A 20,775-nucleotide genomic window follows, 5' to 3' on the forward strand; every position below is an offset into this window, starting at 1 on the left:
CCTCACAATATCATAGATTGTATTTCTGAAAGCTGGCGCCACCGCCAGTTTTAGAGTTTTCCTTGGAAACGCATGCTGCCTGTTCCGTTCTGCAAGAAGGAGCAAAGCATGATCAGGATCATCAACGGCACCCGTCGCAATCAGTTTCCCGCCGATATCGACGCCATGCACAGGTTGAGAAAGCGGGTCTTCCATGACCTGTTGGGCTGGGACGTCCAGGTGCGCGACGCCTGGGAAATCGACGACTATGATCGCGCCAATCCTCTCTATGTCCTCTCCTATGGCGACGAGGGAAAACTGCGTGGGTCATTGCGCCTGCTGCCGACGCTCGGCCCCAACATGCTGGACGACACCTTTCCCATCCTCCTCGGTGATGGACCGCAAATCCGCAGCGCAGCAGTCTGGGAATCGAGCCGCTTCTGCATCGATCCGGAGATTTCCCAAGACCGGGCGAGCAACCAGGTGACGATCGCGGCGGCCGAACTGATGTGCGGCGTGGGCGAGCTGGGCCTTGCATCCGGTCTCAGCCACATCGTTACCGTCACCGACGTCTTCCTGGAGCGCATGTTCAAACGTATGGGCTGCCCAGGAATCCGGATCGGTGAACCGCAGCGGATCGGCGTGGTCCAGGCGGTCGCGGTCTCCTGGGAGGTGTCGCAGGATCTGCTCGACCGGATGAAGGCGGTGGCGGCAATCGACCGCAGCGTGCTTGAAGCGCCGATGACCCTGACGGCAGCGCAGGCCGCCTGATGCAACACGTGGCGGATGGCCGCTCACGCATCCGCCACGTCATCCGACATTTTCATTTGGCCGACACTGGGCTATCCTGAGGTCGCAAGGGTCGTCCTCCGCCCTGCAAACGACAACTGGGATCCGGATGTGCCGAGCAGGATAGTCAGTTCCATCGCCTTGCTGATCGCCTTCGGCAGCGCGCTGCCGAACGGTGCTGAGGCCTCGGCGCTCTGCGAGCGGCTGCGTGACAGGCTGGTTTTGGTTGAACAGGGCGGACAGTCGCCTGAAATCAACAGCTATGCCAGCGCCATAGCCCAGCAGAACCTCGAACTGCGCAAGGCGCGCCAGGATCAGCGGCGGCTGCGATGCCTGACCTCGTCCATCGTCCAGATCCGCCCCGATGGCGGCAATGACTGCAGCGATCTGGCATCGGCAATCTCCCGCATGGAGGCCAATCGCGACATCCTGGCAGCAAGACTTTCGGATCTGCGCGAAAGCCGCGCAGAAGATGCACGCGCAGCTCTGGTTACGGCGCTTGAGGCGAATGGCTGTGGTCCGGATCAAGAGGCCTATCCGGAAGAAGCAGAGCGTATCCCTTACCTCGACACGCTGACAGAACCCTATCGTCCGGACCGGGCAGCCGAAGCCGCCTATTCCGCACCGCAACCGCCGATGAGCATGATGCCCAGCGGCAATGTGCGCACGCTGTGTGTTCGCACCTGCGACGGCGGTTTCTTCCCGATCTCGTCACAGACCTCGGCAATGAACTTCGCCCGCGATGCGGCGCAATGCCAGCAGATGTGCCCGGGCACCGAGACAGAGCTGTTTTTCCACGCACCGGAACGCAGCGAGACCGTGGACATGATCTCGGCTGTCACGGGCCAACCCTACCGCGATCTGCCCAACGCTTTCCTCTATCGCAACAGAGCGAGCGATGCGGAACCCGCCTGTGCCTGCAACCTGCAGCAATACCACCAGCGCATGACGCCGCGTGCGGCCGTGCCGGACTACCAGTCGTCCGTCATCGAAATTGCACCGAGAAAACGAGAAGCTGCGTCAGCGACGCTGCCTGCCACGGAACGCGTGCTGGATGAGGCCAGCCTCAACGTACGCCGCGTCGGCCCGGCCTTCCTCCCCTCCGACAAGGGCACGATCGACCTCAGGAACCCGGCGACGCCAGGTCCTCAGCCGCTGCAGGAGTAATGGGCCGTTCGGCGAACTGCTCCCAGCTTTCCTCGAAGATCAAATCGTCGAGCGGCAATCGTTGGCGCCACCCTTTTAACTCGAGCTCAGGGGTCGAATAGAGTTCCTCGACATAGCCGAGGCAAAGATAACCGATGATCTGGACACGGTCCGGGATGCCGAGAAGCGACTTCAGTTCGGCCTCGTGAAAAATACTGACCCAGCCTAGCCCGACCCCTTCCGCACGGGCGGCAAGCCAGAGGTTTTGGATGGCGCAGACCGTGGAGAAGGCGTCCATCCTGACATCATGGGTGCGTCCGAGCACGACGGGTCCCGCACGGTCCGGATCGCAGGTGACGCAGATGTTGAGCGGCGCCTTGCGTATGCCTTCCAGTTTCAGGGATCGATAGGCGTCACGCCGGTCAGCCGGAAACATCGCCTCGGCCTCCTCGTTCGCCCGCAGAAACGCCTGCCAGATGGCCTCGCGCTTTCGAGCAGAGCGGATCAGCAGGAAACTCCAGGGCTGCATGAAGCCGACGGAGGGTGCGGCATGCGCCGCCTCAAGCAGCCGTCGTACCAGGTCGTCCGGCATCGGATCGGAAAGGAACTGGTCGCGAACGTCGCGACGCGTGTGAATGGCCCGGTAGACGGCCTGTTTGTCCTGATCGGCAAAGGGCGCCGTCCGGACGAGGAACTCGTTCGGTCTGTCGTGCATCGTAATCCCCACAATGCGCAACCACCCACCGTCCACGCGGGAAAGGTCTATCTTGCCAGGCCGGTCTTCTGACTGGGCATCATACAAGATACGCGCCTTCCCGGATTGCTCCAGTGGCCGGGTTTCCCCTCGCGCATCATGTCCGCCTCACAGCGTTGGGCACGTGCCGGATTTTCACCGGCTTCCCGATTCTCTCACCTAACGGCAAGCACCTGACGCTAGATCAATACCGCAAGAACCAGCCGCAGAACAGAGTGGAATGCGACAGGCTCAAGCCTCGACCGGGAAGTAGCGAACAAAGGCGAAAGCCGATCCGTCGGGCGCCCAGTTCGGCACATTGATCGAACCCTGACCGCCGAAGAACTCGATCAGCGTTTCGACATTGCCACCATCGGCGTCCATCAGCCGCAGCCGGACCTGCTTGTCGCGCGGATGACCTTCGACATCGGCATCGTAGGAGAGGAAGAGTATCTTCTTCCCATCCGGCGAAGGATGCGGGAACCAGTCACCATAACCGTCTGAGGTCAGCTGCTGCAGGTCGCTGCCATCGATGCGCATCCGCCAGATCTGCATGGTCCCGGTACGGCTGGAGTTGAAATAGATCCACTGACCATCAGACGAGTAATCAGGGCCATCATTGTGCCCTTCGCCGTTCGTCAGCCGCCGCTCGACCCCGCCCTTGGTCGAGATGGTATAGATATCGAAGGCGCCGTTGCGCTCGCCGCAATAGGCAAGCTCCTTACCGTCCGGCGACCAGCCGTGCCAGTAGGATGGCATCTTATCGGTGACCTGGCGCGGCTCGTCGTCACCATCACCCAACAGGTAGATGCAGGACTTGCCGAAAAGCGTATGGTCGGAAAAGGCGATCGAGGCACCATCGGGCGAGATCCCGTGATCGTTGTTGAGCCGCACGGCAAAACTCGTGTCGATCAGTTCCGGCTCGGGATCGTCTTCATCGAGCGGCAACGCATAAAGAAGACCATCGCCGTTGATGACCAGAAACTCGCCATCGCGCGACCAGTTGGGCGCCTCGACGAGGTCATCCGTCTGCCAGACGACCTCGCATTCACGGGTCGTCATATCGTAGATCTCGACCGAACTGCGCATCGTGGTCTCCTCGGAAAAATCAGTCTGCGCTTGAGCGATTTTCCATCGCCCGGCGCAGTTTGGCGAAAATCGCCCGGCCCGTCTGCTCGACATGAGCACTGCGCCATTCGGTGTAGAAACCCCAGATCAGGCTGACGATCAGCGTGAGGAACCCGATGCCGAGCATCTTGAAGCTCCCATCCCACAGACCGTAGCAGCCAATCGCAATCGAGGGCAGGAAGTAGGCGGCGCTTGAGAGCGTCCGGTACAGCCCGCTATCCTGATTGTCATGCGCTCCGACAGCAAAGATATAGCTGCGCTCTTCCGCTGTGAAATCAGGCAAAGCAGCCCGGGCATCGCGGTCCTCTGTCAACACGCTCAGCGATCCCGGAAACGGTTCGTGATCGGATAGCGGCGATCACGTCCGAAGTTCTTCTTGGTGATCTTCACGCCCGGCGCCGACTGGCGACGCTTGTATTCGGCGAGATAGAGCAGATGCTCGACCCGGTGAACGGTCGCAATGTCGTGGCCGCGCGCGACGATCTCGTCGACGCCCATCTCTTTTTCGACGAGGCATTCGAGAATGTCGTCGAGCACCGGATAGGGCGGCAGGGAATCCTGGTCAGTCTGGTTCGGGCGAAGTTCCGCAGACGGCGCCTTCGACAGGATATTGGCCGGGATCACCTCGCCGGACGGACCAAGCGCACCCGGCGGCACGTTTTCGTTGCGCCAGGCTGAGAGCGCATAGACCTGCATCTTGTAGAGGTCCTTGATTGGATTGAAACCGCCGTTCATGTCGCCGTAGAGCGTGGCATACCCCACCGACATCTCGGACTTGTTGCCGGTCGTCACGACCATCGAGCCGAACTTGTTGGAGATCGCCATCAGGATCGTGCCGCGCGTCCGGCTCTGCAGGTTCTCTTCGGTAATGCCGCTCTCGGTCCCCTCGAACATGTCGGAAAGCGACGAGAGGAAACCTTCGACCGGTTCCTGGATAGGCACGATGTCGTAGTGGCAGCCGAGCGCCTTGGCGCAGGCTTCGGCATCAGCAAAACTCTCTTCGGATGTGTAGCGGTAAGGCAGCATAATCGTACGCACCCGCTCCTCGCCGAGCGCATCCACGGCGATTGCCGCACAGATGGCAGAATCGATGCCACCCGAGAGCCCGAGCACGACGCTCTTGAAGCCGTTTTTGTTCACATAATCCCGGAAGCCGAGAACACAGGCACGGTAATCCGCCTCTTCCTTCTCCGGAACGCGCGACATCGGCCCCTGATCGCAACGCCAGCCAGCCGCGGTCCGCTTCCAGGTGGTGACCGACAGCGTCTCCTCGAACTGGCTCATCTGGAAGGCGAGCGACTTATCACCGTTGAAGGCGAAGCTTGCACCGTCGAAGACCAGTTCGTCCTGACCACCGAGCTGGTTGGCGAAGATCAGCGGCAGGCCGGTTTCGATCACCTGGCGCAGCGCCACCTGATGACGGATATCGACCTTGCCGCGATAATAGGGCGAGCCATTCGGCACGAGCAGGATTTCGGCACCCGTCTCGGCCAGCGTCTCGCAGACGCCGAGATCGTTCCAGATCTCTTCGCAGATCGGCACGCCGATCCGCACACCGCGGAAATTGACCGGTCCCGGCATCTCGCCTTCGGTAAAGACCCTCTTCTCGTCGAATTCGCCATAGTTCGGCAGATCGATCTTGTCGCGGAAGGCGAGGATCTTGCCGCCATCGAGGATCGCGACGGAATTGTGCCGCCCCCTCTCCCCCTGACGCGGAAAGCCGACAATGACGCCCGGCCCGCCATCGGCGGTATCAGCCGCGAGCGCTTCGACAGCCTGCTGGCAGGCTTTCAGGAAGGAGGGCTTCAGGACGAGATCTTCGGGCGGGTAGCCGGATATGAAGAGTTCCGTCAGCAAGACGAGGTCAGCCCCCTGCCCGGCCGCATCCGCCCGCGCCGCACGCGCCTTGGCCAGATTGCCGACGACATCGCCGACGACAGGATTGAACTGTGCCACCGCTATGCGCAGGACGTCGGAGATCTTCTTTGTTTCGCTCATGACACCGATTTAGCGGCTCGTCGCACGGATCGCAACGCCGCTTCTTTCGAAGGCAGACTGCAGGCGAGCCCGACACTAACCAAACCGCGGAAAACAACGGGAACTTAAGCTCATATGGCGTGGTTCATGTAGCATTCATGACGCTTATGTGACACCTATGCGAACCTTTGATGACACCCTCCCATGATCTGGAGTTAGACGTGGTCCAAACGAGCTCGAAATCGCGAGTCGCAACAGTTGTCAGCGCCTTTGGCGCGGTGCGCGAACGCGAATACGGCAGCTCCGCAATCGTCCAGCTCGCAATCCAGCTGATCAACACCGCAATGATCGCCGTCGCCATTGTCTTGCTGAGCGAGATCCTGGCGCGTGGCACCATGGTCGATGTGGTTGACTACATCACGTCGTCGAGCCGCCCGGGTCTCGTGGCTGTCGGTATCGTATTCCTGATGCTCGCCTTTTCCGATGCCATCATTGGCAAGGCTTATCAGTCGACACTTCTCGTCGCCCCGCTTTCACTCCTGCCCGCCTTTTTCTCCGGCCAGAAGCAGCTTTTCCTGTCGGATCCGCTTTTTCCCAGCGACCTTCTCTTCGGCCGCCAGATCCTGCAGCTTATGCCGGCCATGGTTGCCGCAGAACCGGTGAAAGCCGTTGCTCTCGCAATTGGCGGCCTTGTGGTCGTTGCAGCCTTTGTCGCGCTGATCTGGACGAGCCGGAAGGTCTTCCCGCGCCTCAATCTGACAGGCCGCGGCGTTCGGGCCGCTCTTGCCATTCCGCTGCTTGCCGGCTTTGCTTCACTGATGGATCCGATGGCGTTTTCAGCTGTCCGGGATCGGCTGAACATCGTGCCCATGATGTGGGACCAGAAAGAGAACTATCGCCACAACGGCTTCCTGCTGGCCTTCGCCTTCAATGTACCGATGGCCAACGTTGCAGCACCCGACGGCTACAGCAAAGTTGCGATCACCGACATGCAGACCGATCTGCTGCCGGCCTCCTTCTTCTCTGGCCGTCAGGCTGATGTCATCGTGGTCATGAGCGAGTCCCTCTGGGATCCGACCCGCATGAGCAGCGTCCGCTATTCGGCGGATCCGATGCCGACCATCAGAGCGAGCCAGTCCGGCCACGTCTTCTCGCCCGAATTCGGCGGCATGACCGCCAATGTCGAATTCGAGGCCCTGACCGGTTTCTCGAACGCTTTCCTGCCCTATGGCAGTATCCCCTATCAGCAGTATATCCGCCGCCCGGTACCCTCGCTTGCGACATTCTTCGAATCCAAGGGCTATGTGACGAAGGCCTTCCATCCCTTCCAGGGCTGGTTCTGGAATCGCAACAACGTTTACCAGTCGCTCGGTTTCCGCCAGTTCCATTCGGAAGAGACCATGCCGGCCATGGACAAGCGGGGCATCTTCGCGTCCGACGACGCGCTGACCCGCTACATCATCAAGGAAGCCGACAACACGGACGAGCCCTTCTTCTTCTTTGCCGTCACCCTGCAGGGCCACGGTCCGTACGAGCGCAACCGTTATGTGAAGAACACCATCGGCGTCGATGCCCCCACCTTGTCAGATCACAATGTCAGCGCGCTGGAGACCTATACGCAGGGCGTGAAGGAAGCCGACCAGAGCCTCAAGGATCTGATGGACTGGGCCAAGAAGCGGCGCCGCGAAACGATCATCGTGCTGTTCGGCGACCATCTTCCGCCGCTGAACGAGGTCTATACAGAAAGCGGCTACATGGCGAATGTGGTGGCGACCCGCAAGGCCTCGGTCGAGACGATGAAGCGCGAGCATGAGACGCCGCTGGTCGTTTGGTCGTCAAAGCGTGGCGTCCAGAAGGACATCGGCTCCGTCAGCCCATCGCAGCTGCCCTACTATATCGTCCACATGGCCGGTTACCGTCATCCCTATTACACCGGCATGCTGGGTCGTGTGGCCGAACGTTACGCCGTCATCGACCGCCATCAGCTGATTGGCCGTAACAACAAAGCTCAGGCCGATTGGGCGCTGTCGGGCCGGATTGATCCGCTGATCCGCGACTATCGCCTGCTTCAGCATGACGTGATGTTCGGCGAAGGCTACGGTATGGATCGTTTCTTCCCGGAACAGTCGGGTAGACTTCAGCCAAGCAGCTAAACCGGCCATTACTTAAGATCACAATTATCCATAAAGAGAGTTTGACGGGGCACTGCTATTGCAGAGCCCCCCGATTTCGGCCATAGACTTTTTTTGTTCGACAAATCAGAGTTCTTGACAGTATTGCGAATACTGTTGTGTCCGGATTGCGTGTGCAGCCGGATCCTTTGTTGGCACTCATAGTTTAGAGACGAGCCATTGCCATGCCGTTTTTGACGCGCGCCGAAATATTTGCACATCCGCTTTACCCGGCCATCGAAAAACAGATTGCCCAGCACCTGATTGCGATCCACATGCGCACACCGCGCATGTCGCGTCTCAAGGCATCGCATCGCAAGTGGCTGATGACGCAGTCGGTCTTTGCGCTGGCCCTGCGGCGCACGCCTGATGATCCGCTGTCTGGTCTGACGGCTACCCGCTTCGTCGAAACGGTCATGCGCCTTGGCGCAGCCAGCCGCAACACGGCAACTGGCTACCTTGCCGAGCTGGTCGCCTACAAGTTCTTGCGGGACGTTCCCGAAGTGCCAGACAAACGTGTGCGCGTCCTCGAACCGACGGAACTCAGCCTGAATGGCCTGAGAAGCTGGTTCAACGGGCACCTCGCCTGCCTAGACCGCCTCGATGGCGGAAACCGGGAAATGACATCGCATGCGGAAGAGCGGATTTTCCTGATCGCCCAGCCGATCGGCGCTGACCTTATGGTGGGCGATCCGATTTGGCGCGATCCGCCGGATACGATCGGCCATTTCCTGTGGTCGGATCTCGGCGGCATCATCCTGCACGATCTGATTTCTCGGCTGGACGACGTGGACCGCTCGGCGGCCATGCATTCCTGCGGCCCTGTCAGCCTGACGGATCTCAGCGAGACCTATCAGGTTTCGACCACCAACCTGAAACGCATGTTCAAGAAGGCCGAGACCGAGAACCTGCTGCACTGGGAGCAGCCGCGACGCCGCGGTGATCTGATGCTCAGCAGCCGCTTCGTTGACGACTATTTCGGCTGGCAGTCTGCTAAATTCGCCGCCGTCGATCTCTCCTACCACAAGGCCCTGGCGGAACTCGGGATCAAGACAGCAGACGCCGACTCCGCTGCAGCCTGACATCGTCAACTGCGGGTGGCCGCATATTGCGGCAGTCCGTCATTGATCTCGTAGAAGTCGCCCTTGTCGGCGCAGAAGATGTGGTAGCCGCCTTCGAACTCCGTCGGGTTCGGAAAAAGGCCGGCCATCAGCGAAATCCTGCCCTCTCCATCACCCTTCCAGTAGAGCGCCGAGCCGCACTGGCGACAAAAGGCCCGCTCCGCGTCCGCGCTTGCACGAAAGGTCCCGATGCTATCGCGCCCCGAGATCTCGACCTCTGTGATCAAAGCATCGGTCGTGGCGTAATAGAGCCCGGTCTGTCTCCGGCACTGCGAGCAGTGACAATAGCTGACCGGACCAAGTTTTCCGCCAACCGCAATGGTCACTGCGCCGCACAGGCAACGCCCCGTCTTGTCTTGCATGTTATCCACCTCCGAAACGAGAACCGGGCGAGCTTCATGGAAGCCCGCCCGGTCGTCAAACTCGGAAAGCTGAACCTATGCTTCAGCCGTTTGCAACCATCATCCGCTTTTCGTCGCGGCCGCTCTTCATCCGCTCGGCGAGCAGGAAGGCCAGTTCCAGCGCCTGGTCGGCATTGAGGCGCGGGTCGCAATGGGTGTGGTAACGATCTGCCAGATCGTTGCCGGTCACCGCACGCGCACCGCCGGTGCATTCGGTCACGTCCTTGCCGGTCATCTCGATATGGATGCCGCCCGGATGCGAGCCTTCCGCACGGTGGATCTGGAAGAAGCTTTCGACTTCCGACAGGATCCGCTCGAACGGGCGGGTCTTGTAGTTGTTGAGCGTGATCGTGTTGCCATGCATCGGATCGCAGGACCACACGACCTTGCGGCCTTCGCGCTCGACAGCACGGATAAGACGCGGCAGGTGCTCGGCAACCTTGTCGTGACCGAAACGGCAGATCAGCGTCAGGCGACCGGCCTCGTTCTGCGGGTTCAGGATGTCGATCAGGTTCAAGAGATCGTCCGCCTGCAGCGATGGGCCGCATTTCAAACCGATCGGGTTCTTGATGCCGCGGCAGTATTCCAGATGCGCATGGTCGGCCTGCCGGGTGCGGTCGCCGATCCAGATCATGTGGCCGGATGTGGCATACCAGTCGCCCGAGGTGGAATCGACGCGCGTCAGTGCTTCCTCGTAGCCGAGAAGCAGCGCTTCGTGGCTGGTGAAGAAATCCGTCTCGCGCAGGCTCGGATTGTTTTCCGAGGTGATGCCGACGGCCTTCATGAAATCCATCGTTTCAGAGATGCGATCGGCGAGCTTGCGGTAACGCTCGGCCTGCGGGCTGTCCTTGATGAAGCCGAGCATCCACTGATGCACGTTTTCGAGGTTGGCATAGCCACCCATGGCGAAAGCGCGCAGCAGGTTGAGCGTGGCGGCCGACTGACGATAGGCCATCAGCTGGCGTTCCGGGCTCGGAATGCGAGCGTCCTCGGTGAACTCGATGCCGTTGATGATGTCGCCACGGTAGCTCGGAAGCTCGATGTCGCCAATCTTTTCCATGTCTGACGAGCGCGGCTTGGCAAACTGGCCAGCAATACGGCCGACCTTGACCACCGGCAACTGCGCACCGAAGGTCAGGACAACGGCCATCTGCAGGAAGGCGCGGAAGAAGTCGCGGATATTGTCGGCGCCATGCTCGGCGAAGCTCTCGGCGCAGTCGCCGCCCTGCAGCAGGAATGCTTCGCCTTCGGCGACCTGGGCGAGCGACTTCTTCAGGCGACGGGCTTCACCCGCAAAGACCAGCGGCGGATAGGTCGACAGCTGCTGCTCGGCAGCTTTCACTGCATCAAGGTCCGGATAAGCCGGTACCTGCTTGATGGGCTTCTGTCTCCAGCTGCTCGGGGTCCAATTCTGCGCCATGGTCTTCACCTGTCTGAAACTAACTGCGACAACCTCCCGGCCGCATCGGATGGGGGCTTATAAACGGTTAATCTCCGCTTGCAAAGCCGTAGTTTAGGGACTTTCGAAGGGTGGGACGCCGGGAACGGACACCATCCACATGGGGAAAGTCGCCTCACCCGAACCAACCTCGCGCGGCGCTTGATCTGACATGAACGTAAACGTAAGATCCAACTTGGCATCCGGAACGGGAGGTTCGGCATGACGCAGCACGCCCTGGAAAAATCCGAAATCCAGTTCGAAACGACGGATCATTTTCCACTGAACGGCACATTGATGCGCGGCAGCGGCAATGGTCCGCTGGCTCTCATATCATCCGCTGCTGCCGTACCCCGCGGATTTTACGCCCGCTTCGCCGAACATCTCGTCAGCCATCACGGTTTCAGAGCGGCACTGACCTATGACTATCGCGGGGTCGCGGCCTCGCAGGCTCCGCGCCACTGGAAGCGTCCGATGCTGATGCGCGACTGGGCGCATTTCGACATGCCCGCCGCCCTGCATCGGCTTGAACAGGAAGCGCCTGACCACCGGCTTGTCGGCATCGGCCAATCCTTCGGCGGACAGGTGCTCGCCCTGGGCGGACGTTCCGAGCGCTTCTCCCGCTATCTGATGGTGGCGACAATGACGGGATACTGGGGCAACACCAAACCGCGCTTTCGTGTCTTCAGCCAGATGAACCTCGTCGGCGTTCCCCTGGCAACGCTGCTCGGCAAGGTCCCAGGCCAGATCGGCCTTGGCCAGACCCTGCCCGGCACCATCTTCCGGGAATGGGCGCGCTGGGGCCGACATCCCGAGTACTTCTTCGCCGACCCGACGATGGAAGCGGCCCGCCGCTTTGCGGAAGTCGAGACCCCGATCTTGGCGATCGGCCTGACCGACGATCCCTGGGGCACGCCGAAAGCGCAGCAGGCGCTGCTCAAATACTACAACCGCGCGCCGACGGAGATCCGCTGGATATCGCCGGAAGAAGCCGGCGGCAGCGTCGGACATCTTGGCTTTTTCCGTTCAGCCTTCAAGGATACCCTTTGGCAGCCGGCAATCGACTGGTTGAAAGGTTGAGCAACTGCTGCGATGCACCATCGTTACCCACATGATTCACAGGGGCAATCCTGTCGCCGCATCAGCATTTCCTTGCAAAGCAAATCATTGATGCCAGCATGTAATATCTGAAGGGACTGTGAGTTAAGCAGTCGTTCATGGATCCGGTCGGAGGCAAGCTTCACGCAAGCCTCGACCTCTACCTCGGCCACCCGGGGGCGTAGCGTGGTGTTCGGGAAGTTTAGGCTTCCCGCGTTGATCATGAGGATCGTGTGATGGCGTATGATTGGACTGGCATACAAACCCGAAAGAGCCGCAGACTGCGGATCATCCTGCTCTCTCTCCTGAGCCTCGCCGCCCTGTCGGCACCCGTTTTAGGCCTGGATCTCATCTCGAAATTTTGAGTAGCGAAGGCGGGCCTTTTCGAGGCCCGCAATGACTGCCCAGCGTGAGAGCGGCGAAGGATCAGACCCGTTCGCCGTTCCTGATGCGGTAGCTCGGCGTATACATCGTCACAAGTTCTTCCGCTGCCGTCGGATGAACCGCCATGGTCCGGTCGAAATCGTCCTTGGTGCAGCCGGCCTTTAGCGTGATGCCGAGTAGCTGGGCCATTTCCCCGGCGTCGTGTCCGAGAATGTGCGCGCCGACCACCATGCGATCGGCAGCATTGACGATCAGCTTCATGATCATCTTCTCCGCACGGCCTGACAGCGTCGCCTTCATCGGGCGGAATTGCGCACGATACACCTCGATCTCCTCGAACTTCTTGGCGGCGGCCTCTTCGGAGAGGCCAACCGTTCCGATTTCCGGCTGCGAGAAGACGGCGGTGGCAATCAGCTCGTGGTCAGGCGACGTCGGATTGTTCTTGTACTCCGTCTCGATGAAACACATCGCTTCGTGAATGGCGACGGGGGTCAACTGGACACGATCCGTGACGTCGCCGAGCGCGAAGACGCTCGGCACATTTGTGCGGGAATAGCTGTCGACCACAATCGCGCCGCGCTCGTTGGTCTCCACACCCGCAGCTTCGAGCCCAAGGCCCGTCGTGTTCGGATCGCGGCCGAGCGCCAGCATCACCTGCTCCACGACAAGACGGCCGTTGTTGATCGTTTCGACCTCGAGATTGCCAGCGGCTGACTTCGACACCTTCTGGATATGGTCCTGGCAGACGATGCGGATCCCCTTGGCGACCATCGCCTCATGCAAGCCGCGCCGCATGTCCAGGTCGAAGCGGCTGAGGATTTCCGCCCCGCGATAGATCAGCGTCGTCTCGACGCCGAGCCCGTGGAAGATGTTGGCAAACTCCACCGCGATATAGCCGCCCCCGGCAATCAGGATCGAACGCGGCAGCGCTTCGAGATGGAAGGCCTCGTTGGAGGAAATGCAGAGCTCGTGGCCGGGAAGTGCGGCATGCGGATTGGCGGCACCGCCAACGGCCACGACAATGCGCTCGGCCGTGACCTCCTTGCCTGACTTCACCAGGCGAACGCTGTTCGGTCCGGTCAATTCGGCGCGTGTCTCCAGGATTTCGACGCCAGCATTCTCCAGCCCCTTGCGATAAAGGCCTTCGAGGCGCGCAATCTCCTTGTCCTTGGCCGCAATCAGCGACGGCCAGTCGAACCGGCTTTCCCCAACTGTCCAGCCGTAGCCGGCGGCATCTTCGAAATGTTCGTGGAACTGCGACGCATAGACGAACAGCTTCTTCGGCACGCAGCCCCGGATGACGCAGGTGCCGCCAAACCGGTACTCTTCGGCGATAGCAACCTTTTTGCCGAGCGATGCCGCGACCCGCGCACTGCGGACCCCGCCAGAGCCGCCACCGATGACGAACAGGTCATAGTCGAATTGGCTCATAGGGGATCTCCTGCCCGTTCGGGCTCTTGCTGCAACTGCGCCTGATATAGGAGGCGAGAGCACAAAAAGAAAAGCCCGGGACTTTGCCCGGGCTTAAAAAACCAACGCTGATCGACTTAAGGCTGTGCTGCTTCGGCGGCCGGCTGTTCTGGCTGAACCACGGCAAGCAGCGAAGCGTTCGCCTGCTGTTCCAGATCCCGTGCAATACCGGCGGTCCAGATATCCGCAGCCTTCAGCAGTTCGCGGGTGGCAATCGGACCGTCCTTGAGAAGCTTCTTGCCCGTTTCGCTGCCGTAAAAGGCGGAGATCTCGTTCAGTTCCGCAGCTGTGAAGGCATTCGCATAAACGACGGCGGCTTCGCGTTCCAGATCGGCACGGCGCGCGGCGAGCTTGAGGGCTTCCTCTTCGACCTTGGCCGAGATGACGTCCTGCAGGTTCGGATAGGCCTGGATGAGCTGGGCGGCAAGGCGGTCGACGATATTCGGCAGGATGGCGTCGAAGCGATCGGTCACGCCGAGCGCGGAAATCGCCTCGCGCGCTGCCTGCAGATGCTCTGCCGGCACGTCCTGGGCCTTGGCGGAGACCGCACCCAGCATGACGCTACCGGCAATGACGGCGATCGAGGCGAAGCGGCCCATACGCGTAAAGCTGATCATGAAATTCTATGCTCCTGTTAGTTCTTCGGCTCCAGCACTCGCGCACCTGCCGGTCCGGCGATGATTGCAAGCGATGCCAGGTTTATGAAAAGGCCGTGTTCCACCACGCCGGGGATTTGATTGAGCCGGCTTGCCAGAGCGTCTGCATCAGGAATGCGGCCAAAAGATGCGTCGAGAATAAGGTGACCGCCATCCGTCATATACAGGCTTTCATCCGACCGGGTCCTGAGCTTCATCGGTCCGGAGAGGCCCAGTTCGGATGCCAGACGTTCGATGGCCAACACGGTCGACGCCTGGCCGAACGGGTTGATCTCGATCGGCAGCGGAAAAGACCCAAGCATATCGACCAGCTTGGTTTCGTCGGCAATCACGATCATCCGCGTCGAGGCCGCAGCGACGATCTTCTCGCGCAGCAGCGCACCGCCGCCACCCTTGATCAGACGGAACTGCGGATCGATTTCATCAGCGCCATCGATGGTCAGATCGAGCTCGGGCAATTCGTCCAGCGACTTCAGGGGAACGCCGAGTTCGACGCAGAGACGCGCCGTACGCTCAGAGGTGGGCACGCCCTGCACCTTCAGTCCGCCGGCAACCTTCTCGGCCAGCAGCCGGACGAATTCTTCGGCCGTTGAACCGGTTCCGATCCCAAGACGCATGCCGTCTTCAACATGCTCCAGCGCCGCGGCTGCGGCCTTGATCTTCATTTCGCGGGCGTCCATGCGCCGAAAGCTCCCGTCCGTTTCGTTGGAAGCTGTTTACACGCCTCCTCGACCGAGTGAAAGCCCTGCATCGCCATGCGACATTGCCTTTTCAGAGGATTTCCCATAACCCGCCAGCACATTGGAATTGTCTCGGGAGAGCCGGCTTGACCACCACGACCATCGTTTTCGACCTCGACGGCACCCTGATCGCCACCGCACCCGATCTCGTCGAAAGCCTGAACCACACGATCGCAGCCCGCGATCTCGCACCCGTGAGCTACGAAGACCTGACGCATCTGGTCGGCCAGGGCGCGCGTGTCATGATCCAGCGCGCCTTTGCCTTGCGCGGCGCACCGCTTGCGGAAGAGGATGTCCCTGCCCTGCTCGACCGCTTCATCACCCACTATGAAGCCGGCATGCCGGGCAAGAGCCATCCCTATCCCGGGCTGATCGAAGCGCTCGAGCGGCTGAAGGCTGCTGGATACATTCTTGCTGTTTGCACCAACAAGATGGAGCGGTTGGCGCTCCCGCTGCTCGAACGCCTGCAATTGACCGGCTATTTCGCCACGATCACCGGCGGTGATACCTTCGCCTTTCGCAAGCCGGATCCGGCGCATATCCTCGCGACCGTCGAGCGTGCCGGTGGCAAGGCAGACAAGGTTCTGATGATCGGTGACAGCATCAACGACATCATGGCCGCCCGCAATGGCAACATCCCCTCGATCGCGGTGCCCTTCGGGTATTCAGACGTGCCGGTGGAAGAACTCGGCGCCTCGCGCATCATCGGCCATTTCGACGAACTGACGGTTGAACTCGTCGAACAGCTGGTTGGCTGACACGGCCAAAATGCAAATGGCGGACCGAGGGTCCGCCATCCGTCATGCCACAAATCCGATCGCAAACTCAGACGCGCGGCGCACGCGCGTCGGTCGTCGCCTTGAATGCCTTGGCCGTATGGTCGTCGCGGCTATAGACGTCATCGAAGTATTCGATCACGCCATCCTTGTTCGGCCAGGCCGTGAAGTATGAGACGTAGACCGGGATCTTCTCCGGCACCTGCACGGCGCGGTTCTGACCCGATGCGATCTGCTTGCCAATCTCCTCGACGGTCGTGCCCATGACCGCTGCTGCCATCACTCGCGGCTCCGAGAGACGCACACAACCATGGCTCAGCGCGCGCATGTCCCTGTTGAAGTAGCTCTTCGACGGCGTGTCATGCATGTAGATGGCATGTTTGTTCGGGAAGAGGATCTTGAGTTCGCCCAGCGCATTGTCACCACCCGGCGGCTGGCGCACGTCGACGGCATGGGTGGTGTTCCAATCGACCTGGCTTGAGGCCACCTTCCGGCCACCATAGGAAACCTCATAGCCGAGACGATCGAGATAGGACGGATCGGCCCGGAGCTTCGGCAGCATCTCGTTGACGATGATCGACTTCGGCACGCCCCAATAGGGGTTGAATTCGACAGTCTGGATCTGGTCCTGGAAGAAATAGGTCTGGTTCGCCTTCGAACCGACGACCACCCGCATCGACAGCTGCTCCTTGCCCTCGTTGACATAGGTCGCCTCGAAGGCCGGTGCGTTGATGAAGACGTGACGCGAACCGAGATCGGCCGGCAGCCAACGGATCGCCTCCATGGCGACCTGCAGCTTGGCGATCTTCTCCGCATTGGTGTGACCGGTCATTGCCCGGATCGTTGCAGGACCAACGACGCCGTCCGGCTTCAAGCCCTTCTCTTCTTGGAATTGTTCGACCAGGGCAACGAGTTCAGGGGTGTATTCCGGCGTGCCGGTATAGGCTGTCAGCGTCGCGGCATGCTGCGTGAGAACCGCGTCCGATGCGACTTGCTTCAGCGCGCCGATGACATGCGCCGTCTCCTGCTTGCTCTGGCCGGGCTTCAAAAGCGTGCCGGGCGCAATGGTGATGGTCTGCGTTTCGGCCTCGGCATCCTCAGCCTTCAGCCGTGCGAGCTCGTCGCGCAGTGCCACGAATTGCGGGCTCTTCGGATCGCGGTTACGCAGATAGGCCGCAACATCAGGGCTCATGCGCAGCATGTCGAGCACGGGCGAAACGTTCACGCCCTTGCGCTTGAAATCGTAGTAGCCGGAGATCTTGTTCGGATCGATGCGGCCACGCGCCGTGTCCTGAACGTAAGTGAGGACCTTGGCGGACAGAGCAACCTCGAAGGCCATCAGTTCGCGCTGGCGTTTTTCCGGGTCCGTCGGGTCAGCGGTCTCAGCCGGCATCGCCACAAGGTAATCGTCCGGCGACAGACCGACCGTGTCGGCTCTTGCAAGCGCGGACATCATGGCGCGACCGCGCTCGGAAATGCCGTCTTCGCCTGTCCAGATCAGCGGCTTGTTGGGGTTGCCGTAATAGGCCTCAACGGTCTTGGCGACCTCATCCGTAGCACGGACGGAGACATCGGACAGAAAACGGCGGGCGCCAAGCACTTCTGCGGAAGGTGCTTCAGTCGATCCGGCTACGGCTTCCGTCACCGGCAGCTTGATCTTGATCGCGCGCTGCGCCTCGGGCTTGTAGGTATAGTAACGCGGGCCGGCGATTTTCGGCAGCGGCTCGGGATCGCCCATTTCGAGGCCGCCCTGGGCCTGGCTTTCCAGCGAGGCGGGAGCTGCCTGCTGTTTTGCCTGGCGTCCTGGTCCACCTCGGAGAAGATCGAGAAGCGTCGTGGCGGCAGCATCGCCCGGAAGAGTTCCGACCGCAGTCGTCGCAGCGAGGAGCGCGGTGACTACGAATTTCCTGTTTCTCGTCATTCTTTGTTCCATTTCCCGGTCCGAGTCACAAACGGACTCGAAGCACGTTTGGTCATGCGCGGATCACTAGCGGATCGGCATTTCATTGAAAAGTTGGACAATGTCACGCGGGCTCACCCGTCGGCCTCAACTTTGCGTGACCCGACCAGCGATTTCCGCCATCGCCTCCGCGCAAACTAAATGGAAATATTCGTTAAATTTTGATTGACGTTAACAAATCCTACACAGGGTCGACGGATGAACCCTTTCAACTGGCGGACAATTAGTCGTGAGACGTGCCGGAAAGGACACAGGCTCCCGACACAAGGCGGGCGTCAACGGCGGCACAGAATACTTGACAAATTTCATCGACTTATGTTCATCGGCTTGCATCGCATGCGTTGCTCCCTAAATGCAAAGCACCGCTCCGTTACCAGCCAGACCCACCATTGCACAGGTAGGAAAAACCATGGCCCATCGCACAGAAACCGACACTTTCGGCCCGATCGAGGTCGCCTCCGACCGCTATTGGGGCGCACAGGCTGAGCGTTCGCTCGGCAACTTCAAGATCGGCTGGGAAAAGCAGCCGCTGCCGGTGGTGCGAGCGCTGGGGATCGTCAAGCAGGCGGCCGCACGCGCCAATATGGCGCTCGGCAAGCTCGACCCGGCACTCGGCGACGCGATCATCAAGGCGGCCCAGGAGGTGATCGACGGCAAGCTCAACGACCACTTTCCCCTCGTGGTCTGGCAGACGGGCTCCGGCACGCAATCGAACATGAATGCCAATGAGGTCATCTCGAACCGCGCCATCGAGATGCTGGGCGGCGAGATGGGCTCGAAAAAGCCCGTCCATCCCAACGACCACGTCAACATGAGCCAGTCGTCGAACGACACCTACCCGACGGCCATGCACATCGCGGCGTCAGAGCATGTCGTCCATCATCTGCTACCCGCATTGAAGCATCTGCATTCCGCGCTGGATGCCAAGGCGAAAGCCTTTGCGCACATCATCAAGATCGGCCGCACGCACACGCAGGATGCGACGCCGCTGACACTCGGTCAGGAGTTCGGCGGTTATGCCGCCCAGGTCGCCTCATCGATCAAACGCATCGAACTCACCCTGCCCGGCCTCTACGAACTCGCCCAGGGCGGTACGGCCGTAGGCACCGGACTCAATGCCCCTGTCGGCTTTGCCGAGAAGGTGGCCGAGGAAATCGCCGAGATCACCGGCCTGCCCTTTGTCACCGCGCCGAACAAGTTCGAGGCGCTCGCCGCCCATGACGCCATGGTCTTTGCCCACGGCGCCATCAATGCGGCAGCAGCCGCTCTCTTCAAGATCGCCAATGACATCCGCTTCCTCGGTTCGGGCCCGCGGGCCGGCCTTGGTGAACTGGCACTGCCGGAAAACGAGCCAGGCTCGTCGATTATGCCGGGCAAGGTCAACCCGACCCAATCGGAGGCACTGACCCAGGTCTGCGCGCATATCTTCGGCAACCAGGCGGCCATCACCTTCGCCGGCAGTCAGGGCCATTTCGAGCTCAATGTCTACAATCCGATGATGGCCTATAATTTCCTGCAGTCAGTCCAGCTTCTGGGCGATGCCGCCGTCTCCTTCACCGACAATTGCGTCGTCGGTATCGAGGCCCGCGAAGACAACATCCGCAAGGGCGTCGAGAATTCGCTGATGCTGGTGACAGCGCTCAACGGCAAGCTCGGTTACGACCTCTGCGCCAAGATCGCCAAGACCGCCCACAAGAACGGTACCACTCTGCGCGAGGAAGCCGTCGGCGGCGGCTATCTCACCAACGAGGAATTCGACCAGTATGTCCGGCCGGAACTGATGATCGGACCGCAGTGACGTCTGTTATCCGCTCTGCATGACGCAAGGGGTGCGAGCCCCCCCTCGCGTCATGGCTTCAACATCTCCAACCCGGTGCGAAGCGTATCCTTGGCCCTGAAAAGCGCCATGTCGGCCCTGTGCAGGAGGTCGGCCATCGCTTCATCACCCCGGCGCGGTGCGAGCCCGAAGGTCAGCCGAAGGCTTCCCTGAACGAGAGGGCCGACTTCGAGCTGCTCTACATTTCGCCGAATGGCCTCGCAGCAGTCATGGACGACGTGAGGCGCGTCATCGGCGAAAAGCAGCATGAAGGTCGTTGCGGACATGCGTGCTGCAATCTGCCGGGGCGCGAAGTGTAAGCGCACCAGATCACCGACGGCGACGAGCGCCAGATCGGCCACCTCGCGTCCATGCTTGGCACTCACGGCCTCGATAGCTTCCAGCTCGAAGATGGCAACGATGATGTCGATGCCGCCCTCGACTTGTGCGGGAAGCCGCGGCAACGGCACGCCATAGACGGCACTGGCGTTCATGAGACCGGTGAGCGGATCAAGTCCTGGCTCTTCGTTCACCCGTTCCGCAAGCGCCGAAATCTCCCCGACCATCCCGCAGACGGCGCGCGTAACCACCGCAATTTCGTCTTCGCCGTATTTGCTCAATTGGTCCTCGCTGAAGGCGCCCCCGGCACGGTACTGGCTGATGGCCTTTGCGAGGTTGCGCAAGGGGAGCGTCAGCCACCACATCGTCGCAAGACAGGCTACCGTACCGATCAGCGTTGCCACCAGAACGACAAGACCGACGGACAGCGGGTTCGAACTGGCTCCCGTACCGAAGTTCAGCAGCAAGGCGATCAGCGGGATATGGATGCAGACGAAGCAGACCAAAAAAATCTTGACGACGATCGATCGGCGCCAGTTCGTTCCCTTCGCCACACTCAAGCTCATCATGCACCTCCGAATCCATCGCACGCAACGCGTGTCCGGGCCGGGGTTTTTCAGATACGCGGCCGCCCTGTCAACGCTTGAGCCTTC

Annotated in this window: 18 protein-coding genes and 1 riboswitch; of the genes, 7 read left to right on the top strand and 11 right to left on the bottom strand. The window is 60.7% G+C overall.

Going from position 1 to position 20,775, the window contains the following annotated elements; all coding sequences use genetic code 11:
* The first annotated feature begins 108 nt into the window (after positions 1-108).
* Both BW978_RS19995 and BW978_RS20000 read left to right on the top strand, forming a co-directional pair.
* Positions 109-750 carry an acyl-homoserine-lactone synthase gene (locus tag BW978_RS19995; protein ID WP_076397588.1) on the top strand — a complete coding sequence of 214 codons (642 nt, stop codon included), beginning with the start codon at positions 109-111 and terminating at the stop codon, positions 748-750.
* 129 nt (positions 751-879) lie between these two features.
* The gene (locus BW978_RS20000) at positions 880-1,935 is read left to right on the top strand and encodes a DUF2865 domain-containing protein (protein WP_175616920.1); all 1,056 of its coding nucleotides are present in this window, start codon (positions 880-882) and stop codon (positions 1,933-1,935) included.
* On the opposite strand, the gene bluB is transcribed toward BW978_RS20000, so the two are convergent.
* The 4 genes from bluB to BW978_RS20020 form a co-directional block, all read right to left on the bottom strand.
* Positions 1,892-2,629, bottom strand: a complete 738-nt coding sequence (bluB, locus tag BW978_RS20005; RefSeq protein ID WP_076397589.1) for a 5,6-dimethylbenzimidazole synthase — start codon at positions 2,627-2,629, stop codon at positions 1,892-1,894. The two genes, BW978_RS20000 and bluB, sit on opposite strands and share 44 nt — an antisense overlap.
* A gap of 40 nt (positions 2,630-2,669) precedes the next feature.
* Positions 2,670-2,860: riboswitch (cobalamin riboswitch) on the bottom strand.
* A 39-nt stretch (positions 2,861-2,899) separates the two neighbouring features.
* Positions 2,900-3,736, bottom strand: coding sequence for a TolB family protein (locus BW978_RS20010; RefSeq protein WP_076397590.1), 837 nt, complete (start codon positions 3,734-3,736; stop codon positions 2,900-2,902).
* A 19-nt stretch (positions 3,737-3,755) separates the two neighbouring features.
* Positions 3,756-4,091, bottom strand: a complete 336-nt coding sequence (locus BW978_RS20015; RefSeq protein ID WP_076397591.1) for a hypothetical protein — start codon at positions 4,089-4,091, stop codon at positions 3,756-3,758.
* A 2-nt stretch (positions 4,092-4,093) separates the two neighbouring features.
* Entirely contained in the window at positions 4,094-5,773 is a 1,680-nt protein-coding gene (locus BW978_RS20020; RefSeq protein WP_076397592.1) for an NAD+ synthase, read from the bottom strand.
* Positions 5,774-5,943: 170 nt separating this feature from the next.
* Between BW978_RS20020 and BW978_RS20025 the strand changes: the two genes are divergently transcribed.
* Positions 5,944-7,905, top strand: a complete 1,962-nt coding sequence (locus BW978_RS20025; RefSeq protein ID WP_076397593.1) for an LTA synthase family protein — start codon at positions 5,944-5,946, stop codon at positions 7,903-7,905.
* Between the two features lie 203 nt (positions 7,906-8,108).
* Positions 8,109-9,005: a hypothetical protein gene (locus BW978_RS20030; RefSeq protein WP_076397594.1), complete on the top strand. Its 897-nt coding sequence runs from the start codon at positions 8,109-8,111 to the stop codon at positions 9,003-9,005.
* A gap of 5 nt (positions 9,006-9,010) precedes the next feature.
* On the opposite strand, the gene BW978_RS20035 is transcribed toward BW978_RS20030, so the two are convergent.
* Together BW978_RS20035 and BW978_RS20040 are read right to left on the bottom strand one after the other, a co-directional pair.
* Positions 9,011-9,406, bottom strand: a complete 396-nt coding sequence (locus BW978_RS20035; RefSeq protein ID WP_076397595.1) for a GFA family protein — start codon at positions 9,404-9,406, stop codon at positions 9,011-9,013.
* A gap of 82 nt (positions 9,407-9,488) precedes the next feature.
* Positions 9,489-10,865, bottom strand: coding sequence for a class II 3-deoxy-7-phosphoheptulonate synthase (locus BW978_RS20040; protein ID WP_076397596.1), 1,377 nt, complete (start codon positions 10,863-10,865; stop codon positions 9,489-9,491).
* Positions 10,866-11,105: 240 nt separating this feature from the next.
* On the opposite strand from BW978_RS20040, the gene BW978_RS20045 reads away from it, so the two are divergent.
* Positions 11,106-11,963: an alpha/beta hydrolase family protein gene (locus BW978_RS20045; RefSeq protein ID WP_076397597.1), complete on the top strand. Its 858-nt coding sequence runs from the start codon at positions 11,106-11,108 to the stop codon at positions 11,961-11,963.
* Positions 11,964-12,407: 444 nt separating this feature from the next.
* Here BW978_RS20045 and gor read toward each other — a convergent pair whose 3' ends face one another.
* The 3 genes from gor to rpiA all read right to left on the bottom strand — a co-directional run bounded on the left by gor (position 12,408) and on the right by rpiA (position 15,171).
* Positions 12,408-13,796 (bottom strand): glutathione-disulfide reductase, encoded by a 1,389-nt coding sequence (gene gor, locus BW978_RS20050; RefSeq protein ID WP_076397598.1) that lies wholly within the window; start codon positions 13,794-13,796, stop codon positions 12,408-12,410.
* A 116-nt stretch (positions 13,797-13,912) separates the two neighbouring features.
* Positions 13,913-14,452 (bottom strand): DUF2059 domain-containing protein, encoded by a 540-nt coding sequence (locus BW978_RS20055; protein ID WP_076397599.1) that lies wholly within the window; start codon positions 14,450-14,452, stop codon positions 13,913-13,915.
* A 17-nt stretch (positions 14,453-14,469) separates the two neighbouring features.
* Positions 14,470-15,171, bottom strand: coding sequence for a ribose-5-phosphate isomerase RpiA (gene rpiA, locus BW978_RS20060; RefSeq protein ID WP_076397600.1), 702 nt, complete (start codon positions 15,169-15,171; stop codon positions 14,470-14,472).
* A 146-nt stretch (positions 15,172-15,317) separates the two neighbouring features.
* Here rpiA and BW978_RS20065 point away from each other — a divergent pair, with 146 nt between their 5' ends.
* The gene (locus tag BW978_RS20065) at positions 15,318-15,989 is read left to right on the top strand and encodes an HAD family hydrolase (protein ID WP_076397601.1); all 672 of its coding nucleotides are present in this window, start codon (positions 15,318-15,320) and stop codon (positions 15,987-15,989) included.
* Positions 15,990-16,056: 67 nt separating this feature from the next.
* On the opposite strand, the gene BW978_RS20070 is transcribed toward BW978_RS20065, so the two are convergent.
* Positions 16,057-17,928 (bottom strand): L,D-transpeptidase family protein, encoded by a 1,872-nt coding sequence (locus BW978_RS20070; RefSeq protein ID WP_076397602.1) that lies wholly within the window; start codon positions 17,926-17,928, stop codon positions 16,057-16,059.
* Positions 17,929-18,376: 448 nt separating this feature from the next.
* Here BW978_RS20070 and fumC point away from each other — a divergent pair, with 448 nt between their 5' ends.
* Positions 18,377-19,765 (top strand): class II fumarate hydratase, encoded by a 1,389-nt coding sequence (gene fumC / locus BW978_RS20075; RefSeq protein WP_076397603.1) that lies wholly within the window; start codon positions 18,377-18,379, stop codon positions 19,763-19,765.
* 50 nt (positions 19,766-19,815) lie between these two features.
* Here the strand turns inward: fumC and BW978_RS20080 are convergent, their stop codons facing one another.
* A complete protein-coding gene (locus BW978_RS20080; protein ID WP_175616921.1) occupies positions 19,816-20,688 on the bottom strand; it encodes a GGDEF domain-containing protein in 873 nt (290 codons plus the stop codon).
* Positions 20,689-20,775 lie beyond the last annotated feature (87 nt).

The organism is Rhizobium sp. RU33A (assembly GCF_900156055.1).
Classification (GTDB): Bacteria; Pseudomonadota; Alphaproteobacteria; order Rhizobiales; family Rhizobiaceae; genus Allorhizobium.

Coding starts and splice junctions, on each gene's coding strand:
- BW978_RS19995 (WP_076397588.1), top strand. CDS start 109: ATGATCAGGATCATCAACGGCACCCGTCGCAATCAGTTTCCCGCCGAT.
- bluB (WP_076397589.1), bottom strand. CDS start 2,629: ATGCACGACAGACCGAACGAGTTCCTCGTCCGGACGGCGCCCTTTGCC.
- BW978_RS20010 (WP_076397590.1), bottom strand. CDS start 3,736: ATGCGCAGTTCGGTCGAGATCTACGATATGACGACCCGTGAATGCGAG.
- BW978_RS20020 (WP_076397592.1), bottom strand. CDS start 5,773: ATGAGCGAAACAAAGAAGATCTCCGACGTCCTGCGCATAGCGGTGGCA.
- BW978_RS20025 (WP_076397593.1), top strand. CDS start 5,944: ATGACACCCTCCCATGATCTGGAGTTAGACGTGGTCCAAACGAGCTCG.
- BW978_RS20030 (WP_076397594.1), top strand. CDS start 8,109: ATGCCGTTTTTGACGCGCGCCGAAATATTTGCACATCCGCTTTACCCG.
- BW978_RS20035 (WP_076397595.1), bottom strand. CDS start 9,406: ATGCAAGACAAGACGGGGCGTTGCCTGTGCGGCGCAGTGACCATTGCG.
- BW978_RS20040 (WP_076397596.1), bottom strand. CDS start 10,865: ATGGCGCAGAATTGGACCCCGAGCAGCTGGAGACAGAAGCCCATCAAG.
- BW978_RS20045 (WP_076397597.1), top strand. CDS start 11,106: ATGACGCAGCACGCCCTGGAAAAATCCGAAATCCAGTTCGAAACGACG.
- gor (WP_076397598.1), bottom strand. CDS start 13,796: ATGAGCCAATTCGACTATGACCTGTTCGTCATCGGTGGCGGCTCTGGC.
- BW978_RS20055 (WP_076397599.1), bottom strand. CDS start 14,452: ATGATCAGCTTTACGCGTATGGGCCGCTTCGCCTCGATCGCCGTCATT.
- rpiA (WP_076397600.1), bottom strand. CDS start 15,171: ATGGACGCCCGCGAAATGAAGATCAAGGCCGCAGCCGCGGCGCTGGAG.
- BW978_RS20070 (WP_076397602.1), bottom strand. CDS start 17,928: ATGACGAGAAACAGGAAATTCGTAGTCACCGCGCTCCTCGCTGCGACG.
- fumC (WP_076397603.1), top strand. CDS start 18,377: ATGGCCCATCGCACAGAAACCGACACTTTCGGCCCGATCGAGGTCGCC.
- BW978_RS20080 (WP_175616921.1), bottom strand. CDS start 20,688: ATGAGCTTGAGTGTGGCGAAGGGAACGAACTGGCGCCGATCGATCGTC.